The sequence below is a fragment of the Mesorhizobium sp. LjRoot246 genome (assembly GCF_964254115.1).
Lineage (GTDB): Bacteria > Pseudomonadota > Alphaproteobacteria > Rhizobiales > Rhizobiaceae > Mesorhizobium.
Genome location: NZ_CAXUSN020000001.1, coordinates 5,560,666 through 5,583,010, shown reverse-complemented (window position 1 = coordinate 5,583,010; position 22,345 = coordinate 5,560,666). Strand labels below are relative to the sequence as shown.

Sequence of the window (22,345 nt, the reverse complement as noted above, 5' to 3'; positions counted from 1 at the left end):
GATACCATTTTCAAAGAATTACTATTTCACAGGAGCCTAACGCTGGAGCAACAATGTTGCAGCGCTGCGAAAGTCGGCTGCTTCCGAGGGGTATGACAGATGGCAACAAGCGTGGAACGATCGTTCACCGCGGCCAGCACACTTGAAGAGGCAATGGCCGCACGCCGGCAAGGCGCGGCGGTGCTTGCCGGCGGCACCTGGATGATGCGTGATCCGCGGCGCGGGGTCGACCTTCCCGAGGCGGTGGTCGCACTCTACCGAATACCGGCCTTGTCCAGGGTCGAAATCGAACCGGACCATGTCGTGATCGGCGCGGCCGTTACCCATGCAGTCCTTGGCCGCGCGTTGTACGGGGCAGTGGGCTTCGAAGGTCTGGTTGCCGCGGCGGAGAATGCGGCCAATCCCGGTATCCGAAGGGTCGCCACCGTGGGCGGCAACCTCTGTGCCCTCGACTTTGCCGCCGCCGATCTCGCCCCTGCGCTTCTCGTCTGTGAGGCGACGGTGGAGCTGGAGACGTTCGAAGGCCCAAAACTCCTCGGTATTTCGGATTTCCTCAAAGACAGGCATACGCTGCTGGCCGAAGCGATTGTGACGAGAATTCATCTGCGCCGCGACCTTGTCGCAAGTGCTCACATCCGCCTGCCGCTTCGGAAAGCCGGCGACTACCCCGTCGCCATCGTCTCCCTCGCGGTGGACAAAGACAAACGATGTCGCATTGCCGTCGGCTCGGTGGAGCCTGTAGCGCGGCGCTGGACGGCGCTCGAACAAGCCATGGCGGCGGACCCGGCCTCCGCGCTCGATCCGGAGCGCGCCGCCGGGCTTGCACTGGAGCACAATGATTTTCAGGGCCGCGACGGCAAGGAAGCGGAGGGTTGGTACCGGCGCCAGGTTCTTCCGCCGCTGGTCAAGCGCGGTGTTGCCGCACTTCTCAAGACCGGGGACCTGGCATGATTGTGACATTCCGGCTGAATGGCGAGGACTGCCGCTTTGATGGCGATCCGATGACGCCGCTCGTCGACATCTTGCGGCAGGAACGATTCCTGACGGGGACCAAAGCCGTGTGCCGCGAAGGCTTTTGCGGCGCGTGCACGGTGCATGTTGACGGCGAAGCGATGCCTTCCTGCCTGAAGCCGATTGGACTCGTCCAGGGATGCGCGGTGACGACCATCGAGGGATTGAGTTCCGGAAACCAGGCGCTGCACCCGCTCCAGGCCAATTTCGAGGCGGCCGATGCCGTGCAATGCGGCATGTGTTTTCCGGGAATGGTCATGAGCCTTTCGGCGTTCGAGCGTGACAATCCGCATGCGAGCCGTCCCGAAATCAAGGCGGCGATGGTCGGCAACATCTGCCGCTGCACGGGATATGAGCGGATCGTCGACGCCGTGGCCGACTGCCTCGACCAAGCGCGGAAGGCTGGCCAGTCGGCGGGAGGCATCCATGTCTGAGCTGTCCGCGACGGTGATGAATCTTCCCCGCCGCGATGCGCAGGACAAGCTGCGCGGGCGGACAAAATACACCAACGACCGGATTCGCCCCGACATGTTGCATGCCGTGCTGCTGCGGTCGACCGTTCCCGCGGGGCGCATCCGCAAACTCGACGTTTCGGCGGCACTTCGCTGTCCTGGCGTGCGGGCGGTGGCGACCGGCGCCGATGCGCCAGGGCTCTACGGCATCGGCATTGCCGACCATCCGCTCTTGGCCATCGACACGATCCGCTATCACGGCGAGCCAATCGCCGTCATCGCCGCCGAGACGGAGAAGCAGGCGCGGGCGGCACTTGCCGCCATCATGCTCGAGGTCGAGCCGCTGACACCGGTGTTCACCATGGCCGAAGCGCTCCAGCCCGCCGCCCGTCTCGTCCACGAGGGCTGGCGCGGCTATGAGGTGATCACGCAGGGCGGTGCACGTGCCGGCAATATCGCATGGGAGGCAAAATCCAGTCGCGGCGACGTCGATGCTGCCTTCGCCCGTCCCGACATACGCATTGTCGAGAGCAGCTTCACCGTCGGCCGGCAGAGCCATGTGCCCTTCGAACCGCGCGTTGCCATCGGCTCCTGGGAGGACGGCCGTGCTCATATCCAGACCTCGACGCAGGTGCCTTGGACAGTGCGCAATGTCACCGGAAGGGTCATGCAGCTTCCGCCCGGGCGTGTGCGGGTCACTGTACCCCCTGTCGGCGGCGGGTTCGGCCTGAAATTCGATGCGTCCATCGAGCCTATCACGGCACTTCTGGCGCGTATGACCGGACGCACCGTGGTCCTGGAAAACACCCGGCAGGAAGAGATGGCAACCTGCCTCTGCCGCGAGAATGCGGAAATCCGTATTCGGTCCGCTGTCACCGCCGAAGGACACATCGCCGGGCGCGAGGCGGTCGTGCTGATGGACTGCGGCGCGTATGGAGGCGAACAGGTTTTTCTGACGACGATGACGGCGCACACGCTGGGCGGCAATTACAGGGTTGGCGCAATGCGGCTCGTCAGCCGCGCCGTATACACCAACACACCACCCAACGGCGCTTTCCGAGCTTGCAACGGCGTCTACAACACATTCGCGTTGGAGCGGCACACCGACGAAATCTGCGATGCGCTAGGCTTCGACCCAATGGAGTTCCGGAAGAAAAATGTCCTGGGAGATGGTGATCTCGGTGCCACGGGCCAGGTTTTCGAGGCCGACGTGCTGGGTCCGATGCTCGATCGTATGGAGGCGTTGCGTGCAAGTACCGGCACATCAGAAGCGAAGGCCGACGGCAGGCTCTATGGAATTGCGACCACGGTCGGCACATGGTTCGTTTTCGTCGGGCCCTCGGCGGCGACGGTGAATTTGAACGCCGACGGCAGCGTGACGCTGGTCACGTCGGGTGTGGAGATCGGATCGGGCACGATGGTGCAATCGCTGCCGCAGATCGTGGCTGGGCAACTCGGCCTTGCTCCCGACCAGGTGATCGTGCGCGAGGCCGATACAGATGCCGCGGGTCTCGATGTCGGCGTTGGCGGTGGGCGCACCACCGTGTCCATTGGTGCTGCGAGCATCGCCGCCTGTGCAGAGGTGCGGGAGAAGCTGCTGCGGAGCGCCGGTGAGATGCTCCAGACCCGACCGGAAGACCTGGTGCTGCGGGATGGTCGTGTCGAGATCACGGGACGTCCTGGTTCGGGCATGTCGATCCCCGCCGTCGTCGCCCATGCGCAGGCCACCACCGGCCCGATCTCAGGAAGCGGAGCCTTTACCGCCAGGAACACTCCGGCCATGGCGGGCTGCGCCATGGGGCATTTCATCGATGCGCTCGACATCCCCGTCTTCGTCGTTCACGAGGCCGAGGTGGCGGTTGATGCGGACACCGGTCATGTCGAGGTGCTGGCCTATCGCGTGGTTCAAGATGTCGGTCGCGCGCTCAACCCGCGCGCCATCCTGGGCCAGATACAGGGCGGCGTGGTGCAGGGGCTGGGCTATGCGTTGCATGAGGAGGTGACGCTCACCGCCGATGGACGCATCGCGCAGGACGATTTCGAGACCTATCGCCTGCCGCTGGCGCAGGACGTGGTTCCGGTCGCCGCCGACCTCTACGAGGGCGCACCGTCGATGGGGCCGTTCGGCACCAAGGGCGCGGGCGAGGTGCCCATCCTGGCCGTGGGCGCGGCGATCGGTTGCGCGGTGGCACGCGCCATCGGCAAGCCGGTGCGGCAACTGCCACTGACGCCGCCGCGCGTGCTTCGACTGCTGCACGAGCGAGAACCACCGCCGGAACTCCCACACATCGCCCCCGGCTGGGCAGCAAACACTCTGGGCTGAGGCAAGCAAACCATGGTCACCCTGAACTGCGACATGGGGGAAAGTTACGGCAACTGGCGCTTCGGCGACGATGCCGGCATCATGCCTCATATCGATTGCGCCAACATCGCCTGCGGCTTCCACGCCTCCGATCCATGGACGATGCTGAAGACCGTGCGGCTCGCGCTTTCGCATGGCAAGCGGGTTGGCGCGCACCCCTCCCTTCCCGATCGTGAGGGGTTCGGCCGGCGCGAAATGAAACTTCAGCCGGAGGAACTGACAGCCGCCTTCCTCTACCAGATCGGTGCGCTGACAGGGATGCTGGCCGCCGAGGGCGGGCAGCTCAGCCATGTCAAGCCGCACGGCATCATTTACGGCATGGCCGCGCACGACATGGACGCGGCCCGGGCAATTGCCGCGGCGGTCAAGCCGTTCGGCGTCCCGCTCTTCGGCATGGCGGGAACCTGTCACGAGACGGCGGCAGCTGAACTCGGCGTTGCCTTCGTGGGCGAGTTCTTTCCCGATCTTGCCTACGCTCCCGGCGGTAGCCTGATCATCCCGCGCGTACAGTCGGCCATCGACCTGACGCTTGCCGAGCACCGCATGGTGGGGGCGCTTACCCGACGCGAACTCGTCACCACAGACGGCACGATCCGCCCGGTCGACTTCGACACCGTCTGCATCCACTCCGATCCGCCGAATGCGCGCGACGTCGCCGCGCTGATGCGGCGGATCATCGACACCCATTCCAACGGCCTTCCATGATTCATTCTTCCGAATCGAGATAGTCCACGCATGGGATCGAGGACTATCTCGAACTCACTGCCCGAACCATTTCCACAAGCCGCTGAGGACTTCCATGGACGCGCTTTCCAACTCTCTCGCCGCCGCCGACATCGCCACCACCATGCACCCCTACACCAACCTGCGTCAGCACGAAAAAACCGGGCCGCTGATCATCAGCCGCGGCGACGGCATCCGTGTGTATGACGAGCGCGGCAAGGAATATATCGAAGGGCTCGCGGGGCTGTGGTCGGTGGCCGTCGGCTTTTCGGAAAAGCGGTTGGCCGACGCTGCCTATCAGCAAATGCTGAAGCTGCCTTACTACCACACCTTCTCCTCCAAGGCGCATGAGCCGTCCATCCGGCTCGCGGAGAAACTCGTGGAGATGACGCCGGAAAACCTGACGCGTGTTTTCTTCACGTCGTCGGGCTCGGAAGCCAACGACACCATCGTCAAGATGATGTGGTTCATGAACAACGCGCTGGGCCGGCCCAAAAAGAAGAAATTCCTGGCACGGACCAAGGGCTATCACGGCATCACCGTTGCCTCTGGCAGCCTGACAGGCCTGCCGATCAATCATCGCGACTTCGATCTGCCGGCGATTCCCGTTCGCCACCTGACCTGCCCGCACTTCTATCGTTTCGGCATGGAAGGCGAAGGCGAAGCCGCCTTCACGGCGCGTCTGCTCGCCGAGCTGGAAGCGGTGATCGCGGAAGAAGGGGCTGACACCATCGCAGCCTTCATAGGCGAGCCGCTTATGGCGGCCGGCGGCGTTCTGCCACCGCCCGTCGGGTACTGGGAAGGGGTGGAGAAAATCTGCCGGGCAAATGATATCATTCTGATAGCAGACGAGGTGATCTGTGGTTTCGGGCGGCTCGGCACGCCCTTTGGCAGCCAGAAATTCAGTTTCACGCCTGATATCATGACGCTTTCCAAGCAGATCACCTCCTCCTACATGCCGCTGGCCGCGGTGGTGTTCTCGGAGGCGATCTATCAGGCGATCGCCGACAACACCGCAACGATCGGCAATTTCGGCCACGGCTTTACGGCGTCAGGTCATCCGGTTGCCACGGCAGTGGGTCTCGAAAACCTCGCCATCTTCGAGGAGCGGGACCTGATCGGAAACGCGGCCCGCCTTGAGACGCCGTTCCAGGCCGGCATCCGCTCATTCGCCGATCACCCGCTTGTCGGCGAAGCGCGGGGCACCGGTCTTATCGGCGCCGTTGAGCTGGTGGCAGACAAGGCGACGAAACGCCCCTTCGCCAAGATTGGGCGCGCAGGGACTATCGCAGCAGGGATCGGCCACGAAGAAGGCCTCATCTTCCGCGCCATCGGCGATCAGCTCGCGCTCTGTCCGCCGATGATCTCGACAGAAGACGATGTGAAGGAAATCATGACGCGCATGGGCCGGACGCTTGAGCGCCTGACCGGTGCGGTTGCCAAGGAGGGACTTGAATGACCCGTATGAAAGCCGAACCGGTCGTCCATATCGACGACGAACGCTTTCGGGTCACCGAATGGCGGTTTGCCACCGGGGCCGAGACCGGCTGGCACATCCATGGCCATGACTACGTCATCGTGCCGCTTACGGACGGCAAGCTCGGTCTCGAAGGCCCAGACGGCGCGCAATCGCAAGCCGCTCTCACCCAAGGGGTGCCCTATTCGCGGCGGACGGGTGTGGCTCACAACGTCATCAATGCCGGCGATGCGCCGCTCGCCTTCCTGGAGGTCGAGGTCGTTGAGGCTGGCGACCTCGCAGCCAGGCGGCTCGCCGTGCTCGACCGGTTCCTCGCGGCCTGGAACGCCCGCGACGTGGGCGCGCTGATGGACTGCATGGCTGAGAATTGCGCTTTCCACGGCTCGGCTGGCCCCGATGCCGAAGGGCGCAAGCATATGGGACGTGACGCCGTGCGCGCCGCCTATGCAGCGCTGTTCGATGCCTTCCCGAAAGCCGCGTGGGCCAGGGGACGGCACGTCGTGACGGGCGACGCCGGACTTTCATCATGGCGCTTCGTCGGCACCACGGCAGCGGGGCAGAAAATCGAAGTCGACGGCTGCGATATCTTCGCTTTCTCGGGGGAGCTCATAGCGCTCAAGGATTCCTACCGCAAAGCGCGAGCCTAGCGAAAATCTGAATTCATCGGGCGATGAGGGCGGTCCAAGTGGGCCGCCCTCCTTTTTTGTCCAAAGGCAAGATCCTCAAAAGACGAAAGGGCCGGGCTTATCCGGCCCATCTTCCTACTTGAGCAAGGCTTCCATCGGTACCGGCTCGGAAATCGTCCAGTTGCCTACAACACCCGGCTTGCCGGCCTTGGTCTCGACGATCAGGTACCGCGTCTGGTTCTGGTGATGCAGTTCCGGCGTGAAGGTACGAGGCCCGAACAGCGTCGGCTCATTCTTCATCTTTTCCAGTTCCGCGACGACCGCGTCGGCATCGGTCGTGCCTGCACGCTCCACCGCCTTGGCCCAGACGTCGACCATGACGTAACCCGGAAAGACATACTGGCTCGAGGGATCGGCGCCTGTCTTCTGCTTGTACGTGGCATTGAACTTCAGCACGGCCGGATTGGGATCGTCGCCATAGATCGATCCCTGAACGGGGACGTAGAAGTTCGTCAGATCGGGCACAGCCGAGAGCCAATAGCTACCGTCGACGCCCGAGCCATTCAGGATCATGGAGTTGATACCCGCGGCGCGAAGCTGCTTGATGGCCGAGACAGCGCCCGGCATCATCGTGCAAAGCATGATCGCATCCGGCTCCTTCGGCAGAGACTTGATGCGGGTAATCTGTGCGGCGATGGAGGCGTCCTCGTTCTTGAAGGTGTCTTCACCGACAAGCTTCGCGCCCTGGGCTTCGAGCTTCGGCATCATCCAGTCGAAGCCGTCGCAGATGCCCTTGTTGTAGGCCGTCCAGGTATCGAGCAGACGGTAGAAGTCCTTTGCGCCCTTTTCCTTGAATGCCCACTCGGCCATGGTCGCGCCCTGCACGGCCGCCAGCACCGACGCGGAGAAGCTGTGCGGGCCGACACCCTGGATACCGGCCTTGACCGATTCCGCGCACAGGAAAAAGGAGATACGGCCTGCGTCCTCGGCCGCGAGCGCAGCCGGCGATCCGAAGTCGTAGTCGCAGGAGACGACCACGAGATCCGCACCCTGGTCGAGCACGGAGAGGCCCGCCTTGGCGCCTTCGGCCCGGTCGGACTTGGTGTCGGCCTTGACAACCTTGATCTGCTTTCCAAGCAGACCGCCAGCCGCATTGATCTCGTCGATGCGGATCAAGGCCGCCTCCTGGGCAGGCTTGTCATACGCTTCCATGAAGCCCGACTCCGCAGTGGCGAAGCCGATGACGATAGTCTTGTCATCGGCCAGGGCCGGGTATGCGATGGACATCGAGGCCAGAGCGGTTGCGACAATTCTCATTTTGTATGTCATGCACGTCTCCTTTTTTGTTTTCCAGTCGGGCTTGTGCCGCCGGTCACTTGTTGCGACTGCTGCGGGGTAAGGTGAGCTCGCGGTTGCCCATGAGTCCGGATGGGCGAAGCGCGAGGATCACGATCATGATGACGCCGAGGGCTATTTCCTGAACCCCTTTCGGGAGGGCGAAAGTGGACTCGCCGAGCGATACGCCTGCCTCCAGCCAGCGCAGCGCCTGGATGAGGGCGGACAGCAGGACGACACCCACCACCCCCCCCGACAGGCTGCCCATGCCGCCGACGACGAGCATGGAAAGGGTGATGAAGGTGAGACCGAGATAGAATGTGTCGGGTGTGACCACGCCGATGGAATGAGCCATGAGCGCACCGCCCAGCCCCATCACCGCGCCTGATACGACGAACGCCACCAGTCTTTCCCTGGGAATGTCGACTCCGGAAGCCGCGGCGGCGGTGGGCTCGTCGCGGGCAGCACGAAGGGCCAGGCCGGACCGGGAGATCGCGTGCGCCCAGGCGATGAAGATTGCGACCACGGCGCCGATGAGATACGGCCAGATCACGCGCACGATCGGAATGCCGACGACCGATGAGGTCGCTCCGGTCACGCTCTCCCAGTTGGAATAAATTGTGTTGATCATGGCGAGCATCGCGAAGGTCGCGATCGATGCTGCGATGCCCGATAGCCGCATCAGCACCCGCCCGAAAATGAGAGCGGCGAGGGCGGCGAACAACGCCGCCAGCACAGCCGATTGCCAGTACGGCAAACGGGTCGCCAGCAGCCATTCGGGCAGTCCCGGCAGCGAACCGCGTTTCATCATCGGATTGATGGTGAGCCACGCGGCCGCGTAGGCGCCAAGGCAGGTGAAGCCGATATGCCCGAAGCTGAGAACGCCCGAATTTCCGATAAAGATGTATAGGCCCACGACGAGGATGACACGGACGAACACGTCGATCACCGTCTGGTTGAAGGGCCGCGATCCGGTCATCACCGTGATTAGCGCGATGGCCAGCAGCAGCAGCGAAAGCAGGACCGGCGTCAGGATTGTGCGGCGGGCAAGCGCGAAGTGGGCGGGCTTTCGCTCGGCAGCCGCGGCACCGGCAGCGGTAGAGTTGGCAAGGGAGGCGGCGACAGCCATGAAATCAGACCCTTTCCTTGGTGCCGCGCGCGGCAATGAGCCCTTGCGGGCGGAAGAGGAGAACGAGGATGACCGCTCCATAGACAAAGGCATCGCGGAATGGCCGGGCGTCGATGGGCAGCATGACCTGCATGATCACCGAGGCGGCACCCAGCAGGAAGCCGGCGAGCACGGCCCCCCCGAGGCTGCCGAGGCCGCCAATGACGGTGGCGATGAAGGCCATCAACATGATCGAGGCGCCCATCTGAATGTCCAGCGTGCCTGTCTGGATGCCAAAGATCAGCGCAATGGCGGCGGCCAACGCGCCGGAGAGGGCGAACGCGCCCATGATAACCCGGTTCGCACGCACACCCAGCATGCGGGCCATCGAGAAGTTCTCGGCCGCCGCACGCATCTCCAGGCCGAAGCGGGTTTGACGCAGGAACAGTGTCAGGCCGATCAGGATGACCATCGTGGTGACGATCGTTATCAGTTGGAGGAGGGGAAGCCGGGCACCAAGGATCTCCACCGGTTGGGACAGTTCGGGCAGCAGCGAGATCGATTTCGGCCGACTGGAGAACAGCATGAGCAGGAAGTAGCGAATTACGAAACCGAGCGCGAAGGAGGCGATCATCATGGTTGCCGGATTTGCCTGGCGGAACCGCCTGAAGACGACGATTTCGCACAGCACCGACAGCCCGGCCCCGCAGAGGAGCACGAAGGGCACCAGCAGGTACCACGGCAATTGGCCAGCGAAGACGATGGCCATTGCGTCCGTAGACGGCCACAACAGGGCGAAGACGCAGAAGGCGATGACGTCGCCATGCGCGAAGTTCACGAGCCGCATGACGCCGAAGATGAGGGCAATGCCGAGCGCCCCGAGCGCGTAGAGCGAACCAAGCGAGAGTGCGTCGAACAGGATCTGAAGCATCTCAATTGTCCTCGTAACCGAAATAAGCAGCCTGGATCGCCTCGCCGTTGCCGAGCGTCCGCGCGTCGCCATCGAGCACGATCTGTCCGCCACGCATCAGGATCATCCGCCCGCCCACCATCATCGCCCGGGCCGAGCTCTGCTCAACGATCAGGAGCGTGAGCTGGCGCTGCGCACGCAGCGCGATCAGCCGCTCGTAGACCTGGTCGTTGATGTTGGGGGCGAGGCCCAGCGAAGGCTCGTCGATGGCTACAAGCCGCGGATTGGTCATCAGCGCGCGTCCGATGACCAGCATTTGCTGCTGCCCGCCGGACAGCAATCCCGCCTGCCCGTGCCGCCTCTCTTTCAGCATCGGGAAGGTTGCGTAGACGGCTTCGAGTTCGTCGGCAGCTCGGCTGCGCCAGCCGCGTTCGCGGGCGTGCATGCCGGTTCCGACCAGAAGGTTCTCTTCCGTCGTCAGCGAGCCGAAGACATCGCGCCCCTCCGGCACCATGGAGAATCCGAGCCGGGCGATGTTCTCCGGCGCCTGGCCGGTGATCTCATGACCTGCAAGGTCGATCCGGCCGCCCGCCACCGGCGTAACACCGGCGATCGCGCGCAGCAGCGAAGACTTCCCGGCTCCGTTCGGGCCGGTGATGAACAGGATTTCTCCCTCGTCCATGGAGAAGGAGACATTGCGGACCGCCGTGAGACGGCTGTAGCGGATGGTGATATCGGAAAGGGCGAGCAGGCTCATTCCATCGCCTCCAGCACAGGCAGGTCGGTGTTCGCGGCCGTGCCCATATAGGCGTGGCGCACCTTCTCGCTGTCGCGGATCGCGGCCGGCGGGCCTTCCTCGATGATCGCTCCGGAATCGAGCACGACGATATGCTCGCAAAGGCCGAGCACCAGCCCGACATTGTGCTCGATGAGCAGGACACCGCAGCCGAGATCGGCGGCGATGTGTCTTATCAGGGCCGAAAGTTCCCGCGCCTCCAGCGCGCTCATGCCAGCCGCGGGCTCGTCGAGCAGGATGTATGCGGGCCGCCCCATCAGGGCGCGGCCAATGGCAACGCGGCGCTCGTCCGTATATGGCAACGTTCCGGCGATGCGGGTGCCCAGCGCACCGATGCCTATCCAGTCGAGCATCGCTTCGGCTTCGGCGATGGCAGCGCGCCGGCTCATTCCCAGACCAACGCCGGTTACCTCCAGATTGTCCAGCACAGGCAGGTCGCGGAAGAGCCGCCCACCCTGGAAGGTGCGGGCGATGCCGCGCCGCCGGACCTGATGCGGCTTGAGACCCGTGAGTGCTGCCCCGTCGAGCTTGATGGTGCCTTCCGTCGGTGCCTGGAAGCCGGTAAGCACGTTGACGAGTGTGGTCTTGCCGGCGCCATTCGGGCCGATGAGGCCACTGATGCGGCCGGGCGTAATTTGGAGGTCTACCGATGACAGGGCCTTCAGCCCCGCAAACGATACCGAGACGTTCTCCGCGCTCAGATGACTCATGTCCCTTTCCTTCTTTTTACCGACGGAAAGGCGCGAAGCATCCGGCCTTGCGGCCAGTCACGTTGCAAATGTCTTCCCCTGTCGGTTCCGGCGATCTCTAGCGGACTGCTCGGATGCCAAATTCACGCCGTTGCCCGGCGTCGTCTTGTCGTTTCGCGCACCGGATTTTGTCTTCCGCCACGCGCGGTCGGTTTTGGCCGACCGATCTCCTCGCCTCCGGCTCCTCCGCCGGCATTTTCCCGGCTGACGTCAGCCGGCCAGATGCCCTTCAGCACGCGCCAACGCGGCGCGCTGTTCGGTTCGCGCGGCAAGCGCGTCTTCCAACGTCACCGGAACGAAGCGCGCCGGGGTGTGCGGCTGGAGCTGGGCGATCAGGTCCATGTCGGCCGATATCACCACGCCCAGCATCATGTACCCGCCACCCGAAACTGCGTCCCGGTGAAGAACGATCGGCTCTGTGCCACTCGGCACCTGGACGGATCCATAAGGATAGCAGGCATCGACGATGTTCGAGGGGTCGGAGCCGGCACCGAAAGGCTGCTCGCGCTCAACGAACTCCAGCGGCGTTCCGCCACGGAAGCGATAGCCGATGCGGTCAGCTTCGGGCGCGACCTTCCAGGTTTCCTCAAAGAACCGATTGCCGGCAGCTTCAGTGATCCGATGCCAGTACATGCCGGGAAGCATTCTGAGTTCCGCCAAACTATTCCGCGCGCGGCGCAGATTTGCAGGCAGTGAAAGACCGATTTTGCCGGAACCTTCGCCGACGGGAAGCTCATCACCCGCCTTTAGCGTGCGGCCCTGATGGCCGCCGAGTGCGCCGAGAATATAAGTCGAGCGCGAACCAAGAACCACCGGTACGTCGACGCCGCCGGAGACGGCCAGATAAGCGCGCGCGCCGCCCTTGAGGAAGCCAAAGGAAAGCCGGTCACCCGCCTTCACCGGAAAACTTTCCCAGGTCGGCCGTTCCTCGCCATTAAGTTTGGGTGGGAGCTCTCCTCCCGTGACGGCGATGACTGCGGATTGGGTGAATTCGAGTTCAGGGCCCATGAAGGTGGCTTCGAGCACCGCAGCACCCGGATCGTTGCCGACAAGCAGGTTTGCGATGCGTGTGGCAAAGCGGTCCATGCCGCCGCCTTCGGGAATGCCGACATGATAGTGGCCTGGTCGGCCAAGGTCCTGCACGGAAGTGGAGAGGCCGGGAGAGATTACCTTAACGGCCATTGATAAGCTCCATCAGCTTTGCATTGGTGCCGTAAATATCGCTGTTGAAGTCCTTCAGGCTGAAGGTGCACTCGCGAACCGTCGGCTGCCACCGATTGGCTTCGATTTCCTCCAGCGTGGCGTCGTAATCATCGCGACCAATGGCCTTGAACTTGACGATGTCGCCTGGCTTGAACAGGCACATGTCATCGGAGAGGTAGCGCACCTTCCTGGTTGGGTCGTAGATCGGGGCCGGGGTTATGCCATACATCTGGTAGCCGCCAGCGCCGCGCACCGAATAGATCGCTGCAAAGCAGCCGCCATGGCCAATGGTGAGCTTGGGAGTGTCGGTGCGCGGACGCAAGTATTTCGGCGCCTGAATCTGTTTCTTGCGCTCAACCATCTGGTACAGGAAGGGCAGTCCGGCGACGAAGCCTACCATGGATACGAACCAAGGCTGGCCGGAATAGGCCGCGATAAACTCTTCCACCGTGGCGTAGCCATTGATGCGTGCCGAATATTCAAGATCGGTGGAGGACGGGTCCTGGTGGCGCTCGCGGAAGCGCAAACAGGTTTCACGCGTCCATGGATCCTGGAAATAAACCGGCAGCTCGATGATCCGGGTCTTCAGCACCGGGTCTGCCTTTGAGGCCGCCTCTTCCATCGATTTCAGTTCGCTGAGCAAATCCTGCGGCTTGACGATGTCGGGGTTGAAGCGAATCTGGAAGCTGGCGTTGGCCGGGCAGATCTCGGTGACGCCTCGGATGCCTGCCGTACGCACGGCGTTGGTCATCGAAAGGCCGGTAAAGAAGGAGGTGAGCGACATTTCCTCGGACACCTCGCCGAAGATATGCTCGTCACCGCCGAAGTTGAATCGTATCGACATCGGTCCTCCTTTAGCCCGCCAAAGCTGCGGCGTTTTCGATGAGCCAGCCTTCCAGCCAGCGGGTATGCACGTCTCCCGCCCGCACCGCCGGATCGGCGGCCAGCGCAAGAAACAGCGGCTTGGTGGTCTTGAGCCCGCCGATCTTCAACTCGTTGAGCGCGCGGATCAGGCGCACTATCGCCGCCTCGCGCGTCTCTGCATGCACGATCAGCTTGGCAAGCAGCGAGTCATAAAAGGGCGGCACCTGATAGCCTTGGTAGAGCATCGAATCGAAGCGTACGCCCGGACCGCCGGGAATGCGAAGCTCGGCCACCTGCCCGGGGAATGGAGCGAACTCCTTCGCCGGGTCTTCGGCATTGAGCCGGACTTCGATCGCATGCCCCTTGACGGAGACATCGCCTTGCCGAATCCGCAGCTTCTCGCCGCCGGCGATGCGAAGCATCTCCGCAACGAGGTCGATGCCGGTGATCGCCTCGGTGACCGGGTGCTCAACCTGGATACGGGTGTTCATCTCGATGAAGTAAAAGCGGTCTGCTTCATCGTCATAAAGATACTCTACCGTGCCGGCACCAGAGTATTTGACCGCCTTGGCCAAAGCGACCGCCGAAGCGCAGAGCTCTTCGCGCAGCCTGTGGGAAAGTGCGCGCGACGGCGCCTCCTCCCAAACCTTCTGGCGTCGCCGCTGCAGCGAGCACTCCCGCTCGTAGCAGTGGATGGCATCGCTTCCGTCTGCCAGCACCTGCACCTCGATATGTCGGGCCTTACCGATCACCTTTTCCATGTAGAGACCACCGTCGCCAAAGGCGGCGAGGGCTTCTGCTTCGGCCTGAGGAAAGGCTTGTTCGAACTCGGCGAGCGAGTTCGCAATGCGGATGCCCCGCCCGCCGCCGCCTGCCGCCGCCTTGATCATCACCGGAAAACCGGTTTCGGTCAGCACCTCGTGGCCAGCCTTGAGACCCTCGACCCGGCCAGCCGAGCCAGGTACCACAGGGACACCTGCAGCGGCAGCGGCCGATCGCGCCGAGACCTTGTCTCCCATCATCCGGATCGCATCTCCCGACGGGCCGACGAAGACCAATCCGGCGCCTGTGACCGCGTCGGAAAACGCGGCATTCTCGGCAAGGAAACCATAACCGGGATGAACGCTGTCGCAACCGGTATCGCGGGCAGCCTTCAGAATTGCTTCGACGTTGAGATAGGACTTCTTTGCTGCTGGTGGGCCGATGTTGACCGCTTCGTCCGCAAGCTGGACGTGGAGCGATCCCGCGTCTGCGGCCGAATACACCGCCACGGTGGGGATGCCCAGATCTTGTGCGGCCCGGATGATCCTGACCGCTATCTCGCCCCGGTTGGCAACCAGAAGCTTTTTCAGCATCAGTCGAGATCCGCAATAGGTGCGCCAGCCATGATGGGGTCCTCATTGTCGGCAATGAAGCGGATGTTCGTACCGGCCGTCTCGGCCCTCACTTCGTGGAACGACTTCATCACTTCGATGAGACCGATTACGTCTCCGGCGGAAACCGCGTCGCCATCCGCCTTGTAGGGCGGCTGGTCTGGCGAAGCGCTCCGATAGAAAGTGCCGGGAAGAGGCGAAAGAATCTGGGCCATAAAAAGCTCCGGAAAACTGCAGACAGACTAATTTGGAACCGCCTGCGCGGGCGGGTTCGGTCGAGTTCAGTGCCAAGGGGCGATTGCGGTGCGCACGGCCCTGGCTATTTCGATGGCGTTCGGCGTATCGGAATGCACGCAGATGGTTTCGCAGCGTACGGGGAAGAAACTGCCGTCCTCTGCCGTGCCCTCGCGCTTGCTGATGGCGCGTACGCAACGCTCGGCCATTTCTGCGGGGTCCTTGGCGTCATGAACGCGTGTCAGGATCAGCTTGCCGGAGGCATCGTAGTCGAGATCGGCATAGAACTCGGCGATGAATGGGATACCGCGCTCTTGATAGATCTTCTCGTGCAGGGTGCCCGTCATGCCGAAGAGGGGTACGCCGAAAACCTCTGCCGCGTCGCACACGCCATGGGCGATTGCCTCCTGCTGCATGGCCATGAAGTAAAGGCTGCCATGCGGCTTGATATGGTGGAGTTCCACGCCCTCGGCCTTGAGGAAGCCGGCAAGCGCTCCCACCTGGTAAATGATGGTGTTCCTGACTTCGTCGCGGGTCAGCCGCATCTCGCGCCGGCCGAAACCCTGAATGTCCGGCAAGCCTGGATGGGCGCCGATCTTGACGCCACTCGCCTTGGCGCCGCGCACGGCGGCGTGCATGTGATCCGGATCGGAAGCGTGAAAACCACAGGCGACATTGGCAACGTCGATGATCGGCATCATGCCCACATCATCGCCTACCTTGTAGAGGCCATAGCTTTCGCCCATGTCACAGTTTAGCGTCACCGCCATCGCATTGTTACCCCTCGTAGCTGCCGTCTTTGCGGCGTTGCAGCATTTTGTGCGCATGCGGGGCATTTGTGAAATAGTAGTTTATTGATTGTGATATCAAAAAAACAGATAATGGTTCTGGGCCGGAGTGCGCCATGACCATCACCTTGAAACAGCTCGATTATTTCATCGCGACCGCCGAGAGCGGACAGGTCAGTCATGCCGCGGTGGAACTCAACATCTCACAATCGGCGGTCACTGCGGCGATAAAGACGCTTGAGGCTGACCTGGGCGTACGGCTTTTGGAGCGTAACCACGCTGGCGTAAGATTGACGATGGAGGGCGCGCGGTTTCTTGAACATGCGCGTGTTATCACCGGGGCCGTCGCAGCCGCCGTCCGAAGCCCGTTGCGCGATAGGAAAGGCCTGGCGGGCAAGCTGCGGCTGGGCATGACCTACACGGTCGTCGGCTACTACATGTCGCGCCACTACGCGCGGTTTCGAAAGACCTATCCCGAGATCGAGGTCGAGGTGCTGGAACTGCCCCGGGACGCTCTCGAAAGCGGCTTGATGTGCGGGGAGATCGACATGGCTGTGATGCTGGTGTCCAACCTGGCGCACACCGAGGAATTAGCGCAGGAGGTCTTGATGCGGTCGAACCGCCGGCTCTGGCTTTCGGCTGATCATCATCTGCTCGCGCGGCAGGAAATCAGCCTTACCGATGTGGCGGCGGAAGATTATGTCATGCTGACTGTGGACGAGGCACGCACGACGGCCGCCCGTTACTGGGATGCCGCGGGGCTTTCGCTCCGCACAGTCCTTACCACCAGTTCGGTCGAGGCCGTGCGGTCGCTTGTGGCCGCTGGCATGGGAGTCACTGTCCTGTCCGACATGGTTTACCGACCATGGTCCCTGGAAGGGCAGCGCATCGAAGTGCGCCGGCTTGTCGAGCCGATCCCCAGTATGGATGTCGGTCTGGCCTGGTCGCGTGACAGACCAATCGGCCCGGCGGCGGCGGCCTTCCGGGCCTTTATGTCCGTGACCATGGGCGGCGGCGGCTAGCCGCCGGCCGTCGGGCAGACGCTTTACCCCAACTCGCTGGTTGAACGGCGGGTAGTCTACAAGCACGGAATACCGTAGCATCGCTGAAGTTGCAGGGTAATGGCCGGCTGTGAGCGGCTGAGGCACCGCGCCGTCTCCGTAATGCTGCCGGTTTCAGCGACACATTCCAGCGATCGGAGCATCTGATGAGGTTCACGTTCGTGCCCGAGCCAGATCCGATGTGCCCAGGATGGCTGCCTGTCACGATGCAACCGATTTCGCAGAGGCAGACGATTTACCTGAACAATAAGAATGGACTCAACGGCCGGCTGGCCCGTCGTGGCAACCGCCGGTCCCGATCTGCCCCTGACATTTCCATGAAAGATATCGCCGCCCGATGCGGTTTTGGCAATGAGGCAACTTTCTTGCGGCGGTTTGGCAAATCGTTTGGCACCAGCCCCGGCCAGCATCGCGCACATTTTGGATCCCAGATGCGAGACTGAGCGATCACACTGCCGGATTGCAAACACGACGTTCGGGCTTCGCCTTGCGTTGATCCGCGGCACGCGGACCTGTGCGTCGGCTGCATCAGCGCGATCCGTGAAGTTTTCGGGCTCAGTCGGCTCGACGATCCGTCGCCCGGCGCCGGTCGATCCACAACGCCAGCAATGTGCAGGCCGCGCCCGAGAGCAGGTAGGCACCGGCGGCGATGAGGCCGAAATTGCCAGCCAGCAGCAGCGCGGCCAGCGGCGCGAAACCGGCGCCGAACATCCATGCGAGATCCGAGGTTATCGCCGAGCCCGTATAGCGATGCTGCCGCGAAAAGCTCGATGCGACGACCCCGGACGACTGCCCGAAACTCAGTCCCAGCAGGATGAAGCCCAACACCATGAACAGGGCTTCGCCCACCGTGCCGCCATCCAGAAGCTGCGGGGCAAAGCCGCTGAATGTCGCGATCGCGATCGCCGAACCGCCGAGGAGCGCACGGCGTCCAATGCGATCGGCCAGCGGCCCCGATGCCACGATTGCCGCAATGCCGAACAGCGCGCTTACCGCCTCGATCACCAGAAAATGCTCCGGCCCCTCATTGGTGAACAGGAACACCCAGGAGAGCGGAAACACCGTCACCATGTGGAATAGGGCGAAACTCGCCAGCGGCGCGAAGGCACCGACGACGACGTTCCGGCCTTCGGTCCTGATCGTGTCCCTGATGCGCGTCGGCTGCAGGTCTCCGCTTTCGTACAGTCGGGAGAATTCGGGCGTGACGACAATGCGCAGCCTGGCGAACAGGGCCACGACGTTGATGGCGAAGGCAACGAAGAAGGGATAGCGCCAGCCCCAGGCGAAGAAATCGTCGGCAGATAAATTGGCGACGAAGAACGCGAACAGAGAGCTTGCCACGATGAGGCCGATCGGCGCACCCAACTGCGGGATCATGGCATAGAAGCCGCGCCGGTTCTGAGGCGCGTTCAGCGCCAGCAGCGAGGGCATTCCGTCCCATGTGCCGCCAAGAGCCAGCCCCTGTCCGATGCGGGCAAGCGCCAGTAGCCAGATTGCAACCGCGCCGATATCACCATAGGCCGGCAAGAACGCGATGGCGACGGTCGACGTGCCGAGCATGAACAGCGCGATCGTCAGTTTCGCGCCACGGCCATAAGCGCGATCGACCGCCATGAACAGAACGGTGCCGAACGGGCGCGCGACGAAGGCCAGCGCGAAGATAGAGAAGGAATAAAGCGTTCCGACAAGCGGATCGTGCGTCGGAAACACGAGCTTGGGAAACACGATGACGGACGCGATCGCATAGACGAAGAAGTCGAAGAATTCCGACGTCCTGCCCACGATCACGCCGACCGCGATATCGCCGGCGCTGACCTGGCCATGATGCGAGCCAATCAGCTCGCTGTTCGTTTCGGTAGTCGAAGTCTTAGCCATCTTATCCGTTGCCATCAGAGGATGAACTGTCCGGGAACCAATCGCCGGCATCCATTGTGCGCTGCACACTGTGCCAAAGTCATACCAGCTGGGCATTGGACAAATTGTCCAATGTCACCGGGCCGCCGTGAGCAGTAGCCCTTGATCGATACCGCACCGCAACATGAACGACCCGGTTGCCACGGTCCATCGAGGGTGTTTGATGAAACGATTTGGAGCCTTGCTTGTGTTCCCCCTGGCCGGGCTGCTGAGCGGCTGCGATCTGGTCGTGCTCGCGCCCGCCGGCGACGTCGCGGCTCAGCAGCGCGACCTGCTCGTGGTTTCGACCTTGCTGATGCTGGTCATCATCGTGCCGGTGATGGCGCTGACGGTCTTTTTCGCCTGGCGCTACCGGCACTCCAACGCCGCGGCGACCTATGCGCCGGACTGGGATCATTCGACGAAACTGGAATTGGTGATCTGGGCGGCACCCCTTCTCATCATCATATGCCTTGGCGCGCTGACCTGGCTTGGTACGCACCTGCTCGACCCATACCGCCGGATCGACCGGATCGAGCCCGGCCAGCCCGTCACCCAGTTGCACAAGCCGCTCAGGGTCGAGGTCGTGGCGCTCGACTGGAAATGGCTTTTTATCTATCCGGACTACGGCATTGCCGCCGTCAACGAGCTGGCGGCGCCGGTCAACCAGCCGATCGACTTCCGCATCACCTCGTCGGCGGTGATGAATTCCTTCTACATTCCGGCTCTTGCCGGGCAGATCTATGCAATGCCTGCGATGGAGACGAAGCTGCACGCCGTCATCAATCGGCCGGGCATCTATAGCGGCTTCTCGGCCAACTACAGCGGCTCCGGCTTTTCGGGCATGCGCTTCGCCTTCCACGGCCTGTCCGACCAGGGTTTCGACCAGTGGGTGGCACAGGCCAGGGCCGCGTCGGCGGCGCTGAACCGCGAGAACTATCTCGAACTGGAAAAGCCGAGCGAGAACGAACCGGTCCGCCACTATGCCTCCGTCGATCCCGACCTTTATGGCGCCATTCTCAATTTGTGCGTCGAGCGCGGCAAGATGTGCATGAACGAGATGATGTCGATCGACGCCAAGGGTGGCCTCGGTCTCGCGGGCGTGCGCAACACGCTGCCGCTGCAATACGACAAGTTCGCCCGGCGCGGCGCGGTGTTTGGGAACGATCCGTCCTATGTCGCCAGCATCTGCACGGCGGAGGAGGCGGCCGCCGCGGCGCGTGCCTCCCGCAAAGCCTGGCCGACGGATTGGCCGGCCAGGAATCTTTCCCCGCTGCGCGGGGCGGGGCTGCTCCGGCCCGGAACTGAGAGCCGTCGCGCCGAGGCCGACGCGCCGCCGCTCGGCCTGCTGCGGCGCGAACTGTGAGGGATAGCCGATGTCCGATACGCTGACCAAGTTCATTTTCGGCCGTCTCACCTGGGACTCGCTGCCCCTGCACGAACCCATCGTCGTGGCCACCTTCGCCGCGGTGGCGCTCGGCGGCATCGCCCTTCTCGGCGTCATCACCTATTTCAAGCTCTGGAACTACCTGTGGCGCGAGTGGTTCACCAGCGTCGATCACAAGAAGATCGGCATCATGTACATGGTGCTCGGCCTGGTCATGCTGCTGCGCGGTTTCTCGGACGCCATCATGATGCGCCTGCAGCAGGCCATCGCCTTCAACGGCTCCGAGGGCTATCTCAATTCGCATCACTACGACCAGATCTTCACCGCCCATGGCGTGATCATGATCTTCTTCGTGGCGATGCCCTTCGTCACCGGGCTGATGAACTTCGTCGTCCCGCTCCAGATTGGTGCCCGTGACGTCTCCTTCCCGTTCCTCAACAATTTCAGCTTCTGGATGACCGTCGGCGGTGCCATCCTGGTCATGGCATCGCTGTTCGTCGGCGAATTCGCCCGCACCGGCTGGCTCGCCTATCCGCCGCTCTCCGGCATCGGCTACAGCCCTGATGTCGGCGTCGATTACTATATCTGGGCGCTCCAGGTGGCGGGCGTCGGCACCACGCTGTCGGGCATCAACCTGATCTGCACGATCATCAAGATGCGCGCGCCAGGCATGACATTGATGCGCATGCCCGTCTTCACCTGGACGTCGCTGTGCACCAACGTGCTGATCGTGGCGTCCTTCCCAGTGCTGACGGCGGTGCTCTCGCTGCTGGCGCTCGACCGCTATGTCGGCACCAACTTCTTCACCAACGACTTCGGCGGCAACCCGATGATGTATGTGAACCTCATCTGGATATGGGGTCACCCGGAAGTCTACATCCTTATCCTGCCGCTGTTCGGCGTCTTTTCCGAGGTCACGTCGACCTTCTCCGGCAAGCGGCTGTTCGGCTACACCTCGATGGTCTACGCCACGGTGGTCATCACCATCCTGTCGTACCTTGTCTGGCTGCACCACTTCTTCACCATGGGCTCCGGCGCCAGCGTCAATTCCTTCTTCGGCATCACCACGATGATCATCTCGATCCCGACCGGAGCCAAGATCTTCAACTGGCTGTTCACAATGTATCGCGGCCGCATCCGCTTCGAGCTGCCGATGATGTGGACCGTGGCCTTCATGCTGACCTTCGTCGTCGGCGGCATGACCGGTGTGCTGCTTGCCGTGCCGCCGGCGGACTTCGTGCTGCACAACAGCCTGTTCCTGATCGCGCACTTCCACAACGTCATCATCGGCGGCGTGCTCTTCGGCCTGTTTGCCGGCATTGCCTACTGGTGGCCCAAGGCCTTCGGATTCAAGCTTGATCCGTTCTGGGGCAAGGTCTCGTTCTGGTGCTGGGTGGTCGGCTTCTGGTTCGCCTTCATGCCGCTTTACATTCTCGGCCTGATGGGCGTGACGCGGCGCATGCGGGTCTTCGACGATCCGTCGCTGCAGATATGGTTCGTCATCGCTGCCTTCGGCGCGGTGCTGATCGCTATCGGCATCGCCGCCTTCCTGATCCAGATCTACGTCTCCATCCGCAGGCGCGAGGCTCTGACGGATCCGACCGGCGATCCCTGGGGCGGCCGCACGCTCGAATGGTCGACGTCCTCGCCGCCGCCCGCCTACAACTTCGCGTTCACGCCTGTCGTGCGCGACAACGATGCCTGGTGGGACATGAAGAAGGCCGGCTACATCAGGCCGCTCTCCGGTTTCAAGCCGATCCACATGCCGGAAAACACCGGCACCGGCGTCATCCTGGCGGCCTTCAGCGTCGCGCTCGGCTTCGGCCTGATCTGGTACATCTGGTGGCTGGCGGCGCTGAGCTTCGTCTGCCTGATCGCCACCGCGATCGGCCACACCTTCAACTATCACCGCGACTTCCACATTCCGGCTGCCGAGGTCACGCAGACGGAAGAGGCGAGGACGAGACTTCTCGTCGCGCAGGCTGGGGTTTGA

General features: G+C 62.9%; 22 protein-coding genes. 10 read left to right on the top strand and 12 right to left on the bottom strand.

Going from position 1 to position 22,345, the window contains the following annotated elements; genetic code table 11:
- Positions 1-99 precede the first annotated feature (99 nt).
- From ACSQ3L_RS27360 to ACSQ3L_RS27335, 6 genes are all read left to right on the top strand, one after another.
- Positions 100-951, top strand: a complete 852-nt coding sequence (locus ACSQ3L_RS27360; protein ID WP_436162735.1) for an FAD binding domain-containing protein — start codon at positions 100-102, stop codon at positions 949-951.
- Positions 948-1,445, top strand: a complete 498-nt coding sequence (locus ACSQ3L_RS27355; protein WP_436162734.1) for a (2Fe-2S)-binding protein — start codon at positions 948-950, stop codon at positions 1,443-1,445. The genes ACSQ3L_RS27360 and ACSQ3L_RS27355 overlap by 4 nt, the downstream gene beginning before the upstream one ends.
- Positions 1,438-3,786, top strand: coding sequence for a xanthine dehydrogenase family protein molybdopterin-binding subunit (locus ACSQ3L_RS27350; RefSeq protein ID WP_436162733.1), 2,349 nt, complete (start codon positions 1,438-1,440; stop codon positions 3,784-3,786). The genes ACSQ3L_RS27355 and ACSQ3L_RS27350 overlap by 8 nt, the downstream gene beginning before the upstream one ends.
- Before the next feature lie 12 nt (positions 3,787-3,798).
- The gene (gene pxpA / locus ACSQ3L_RS27345) at positions 3,799-4,530 is read left to right on the top strand and encodes a 5-oxoprolinase subunit PxpA (RefSeq protein ID WP_436162732.1); all 732 of its coding nucleotides are present in this window, start codon (positions 3,799-3,801) and stop codon (positions 4,528-4,530) included.
- Between the two features lie 94 nt (positions 4,531-4,624).
- Positions 4,625-6,007 (top strand): aspartate aminotransferase family protein, encoded by a 1,383-nt coding sequence (locus tag ACSQ3L_RS27340; protein ID WP_436162731.1) that lies wholly within the window; start codon positions 4,625-4,627, stop codon positions 6,005-6,007.
- Positions 6,004-6,672 carry a nuclear transport factor 2 family protein gene (locus ACSQ3L_RS27335; RefSeq protein ID WP_436162730.1) on the top strand — a complete coding sequence of 223 codons (669 nt, stop codon included), beginning with the start codon at positions 6,004-6,006 and terminating at the stop codon, positions 6,670-6,672. The genes ACSQ3L_RS27340 and ACSQ3L_RS27335 overlap by 4 nt, the downstream gene beginning before the upstream one ends.
- A 114-nt stretch (positions 6,673-6,786) precedes the next feature.
- Here the strand turns inward: ACSQ3L_RS27335 and ACSQ3L_RS27330 are convergent, their stop codons facing one another.
- From ACSQ3L_RS27330 to pxpA (ACSQ3L_RS27285), 10 genes are all read right to left on the bottom strand, one after another.
- Complete coding sequence (locus ACSQ3L_RS27330) at positions 6,787-7,980, bottom strand: ABC transporter substrate-binding protein (RefSeq protein ID WP_436162729.1); 1,194 nt, start codon at positions 7,978-7,980, stop codon at positions 6,787-6,789.
- Between the two features lie 43 nt (positions 7,981-8,023).
- Positions 8,024-9,115, bottom strand: a complete 1,092-nt coding sequence (locus tag ACSQ3L_RS27325) for a branched-chain amino acid ABC transporter permease (RefSeq protein WP_436162728.1) — start codon at positions 9,113-9,115, stop codon at positions 8,024-8,026.
- 4 nt (positions 9,116-9,119) lie between these two features.
- Positions 9,120-10,025: a branched-chain amino acid ABC transporter permease gene (locus ACSQ3L_RS27320; protein WP_436162727.1), complete on the bottom strand. Its 906-nt coding sequence runs from the start codon at positions 10,023-10,025 to the stop codon at positions 9,120-9,122.
- A gap of 1 nt (position 10,026) precedes the next feature.
- Entirely contained in the window at positions 10,027-10,761 is a 735-nt protein-coding gene (locus ACSQ3L_RS27315) for an ABC transporter ATP-binding protein (protein ID WP_013533157.1), read from the bottom strand.
- Entirely contained in the window at positions 10,758-11,510 is a 753-nt protein-coding gene (locus ACSQ3L_RS27310; protein ID WP_095483665.1) for an ABC transporter ATP-binding protein, read from the bottom strand. Before ACSQ3L_RS27310 ends, ACSQ3L_RS27315 begins: the two co-directional genes overlap by 4 nt.
- Positions 11,511-11,759: 249 nt before the next feature.
- The gene (locus ACSQ3L_RS27305) at positions 11,760-12,731 is read right to left on the bottom strand and encodes a biotin-dependent carboxyltransferase family protein (protein WP_436162726.1); all 972 of its coding nucleotides are present in this window, start codon (positions 12,729-12,731) and stop codon (positions 11,760-11,762) included.
- Positions 12,721-13,596 carry a 5-oxoprolinase subunit B family protein gene (locus tag ACSQ3L_RS27300; protein ID WP_126103558.1) on the bottom strand — a complete coding sequence of 292 codons (876 nt, stop codon included), beginning with the start codon at positions 13,594-13,596 and terminating at the stop codon, positions 12,721-12,723. Before ACSQ3L_RS27300 ends, ACSQ3L_RS27305 begins: the two co-directional genes overlap by 11 nt.
- A gap of 10 nt (positions 13,597-13,606) precedes the next feature.
- Entirely contained in the window at positions 13,607-14,971 is a 1,365-nt protein-coding gene (locus ACSQ3L_RS27295; RefSeq protein ID WP_436162725.1) for an acetyl-CoA carboxylase biotin carboxylase subunit, read from the bottom strand.
- Positions 14,971-15,204: an acetyl-CoA carboxylase gene (locus ACSQ3L_RS27290; protein ID WP_013533152.1), complete on the bottom strand. Its 234-nt coding sequence runs from the start codon at positions 15,202-15,204 to the stop codon at positions 14,971-14,973. Before ACSQ3L_RS27290 ends, ACSQ3L_RS27295 begins: the two co-directional genes overlap by 1 nt.
- A gap of 66 nt (positions 15,205-15,270) precedes the next feature.
- Complete coding sequence (gene pxpA, locus ACSQ3L_RS27285; protein WP_436162724.1) at positions 15,271-15,993, bottom strand: 5-oxoprolinase subunit PxpA; 723 nt, start codon at positions 15,991-15,993, stop codon at positions 15,271-15,273.
- A 134-nt stretch (positions 15,994-16,127) separates the two neighbouring features.
- On the opposite strand from pxpA (ACSQ3L_RS27285), the gene ACSQ3L_RS27280 reads away from it, so the two are divergent.
- Complete coding sequence (locus ACSQ3L_RS27280; RefSeq protein WP_436162723.1) at positions 16,128-17,033, top strand: LysR family transcriptional regulator; 906 nt, start codon at positions 16,128-16,130, stop codon at positions 17,031-17,033.
- Positions 17,034-17,089: 56 nt separating this feature from the next.
- Here the strand turns inward: ACSQ3L_RS27280 and ACSQ3L_RS27275 are convergent, their stop codons facing one another.
- Positions 17,090-17,215, bottom strand: a complete 126-nt coding sequence (locus tag ACSQ3L_RS27275; RefSeq protein ID WP_436162722.1) for a helix-turn-helix domain-containing protein — start codon at positions 17,213-17,215, stop codon at positions 17,090-17,092.
- Positions 17,216-17,218: 3 nt separating this feature from the next.
- Here ACSQ3L_RS27275 and ACSQ3L_RS27270 point away from each other — a divergent pair, with 3 nt between their 5' ends.
- Positions 17,219-17,515: an AraC family transcriptional regulator gene (locus ACSQ3L_RS27270; protein ID WP_436162721.1), complete on the top strand. Its 297-nt coding sequence runs from the start codon at positions 17,219-17,221 to the stop codon at positions 17,513-17,515.
- Positions 17,516-17,627: 112 nt separating this feature from the next.
- Here ACSQ3L_RS27270 and ACSQ3L_RS27265 read toward each other — a convergent pair whose 3' ends face one another.
- Positions 17,628-18,947 carry an MFS transporter gene (locus ACSQ3L_RS27265; protein WP_436162720.1) on the bottom strand — a complete coding sequence of 440 codons (1,320 nt, stop codon included), beginning with the start codon at positions 18,945-18,947 and terminating at the stop codon, positions 17,628-17,630.
- A gap of 202 nt (positions 18,948-19,149) precedes the next feature.
- Here ACSQ3L_RS27265 and cyoA point away from each other — a divergent pair, with 202 nt between their 5' ends.
- Both cyoA and cyoB read left to right on the top strand, forming a co-directional pair.
- Positions 19,150-20,331 carry a ubiquinol oxidase subunit II gene (cyoA, locus tag ACSQ3L_RS27260; RefSeq protein ID WP_436162719.1) on the top strand — a complete coding sequence of 394 codons (1,182 nt, stop codon included), beginning with the start codon at positions 19,150-19,152 and terminating at the stop codon, positions 20,329-20,331.
- Between the two features lie 10 nt (positions 20,332-20,341).
- Positions 20,342-22,345 (top strand): cytochrome o ubiquinol oxidase subunit I, encoded by a 2,004-nt coding sequence (gene cyoB / locus ACSQ3L_RS27255; RefSeq protein WP_436162718.1) that lies wholly within the window; start codon positions 20,342-20,344, stop codon positions 22,343-22,345.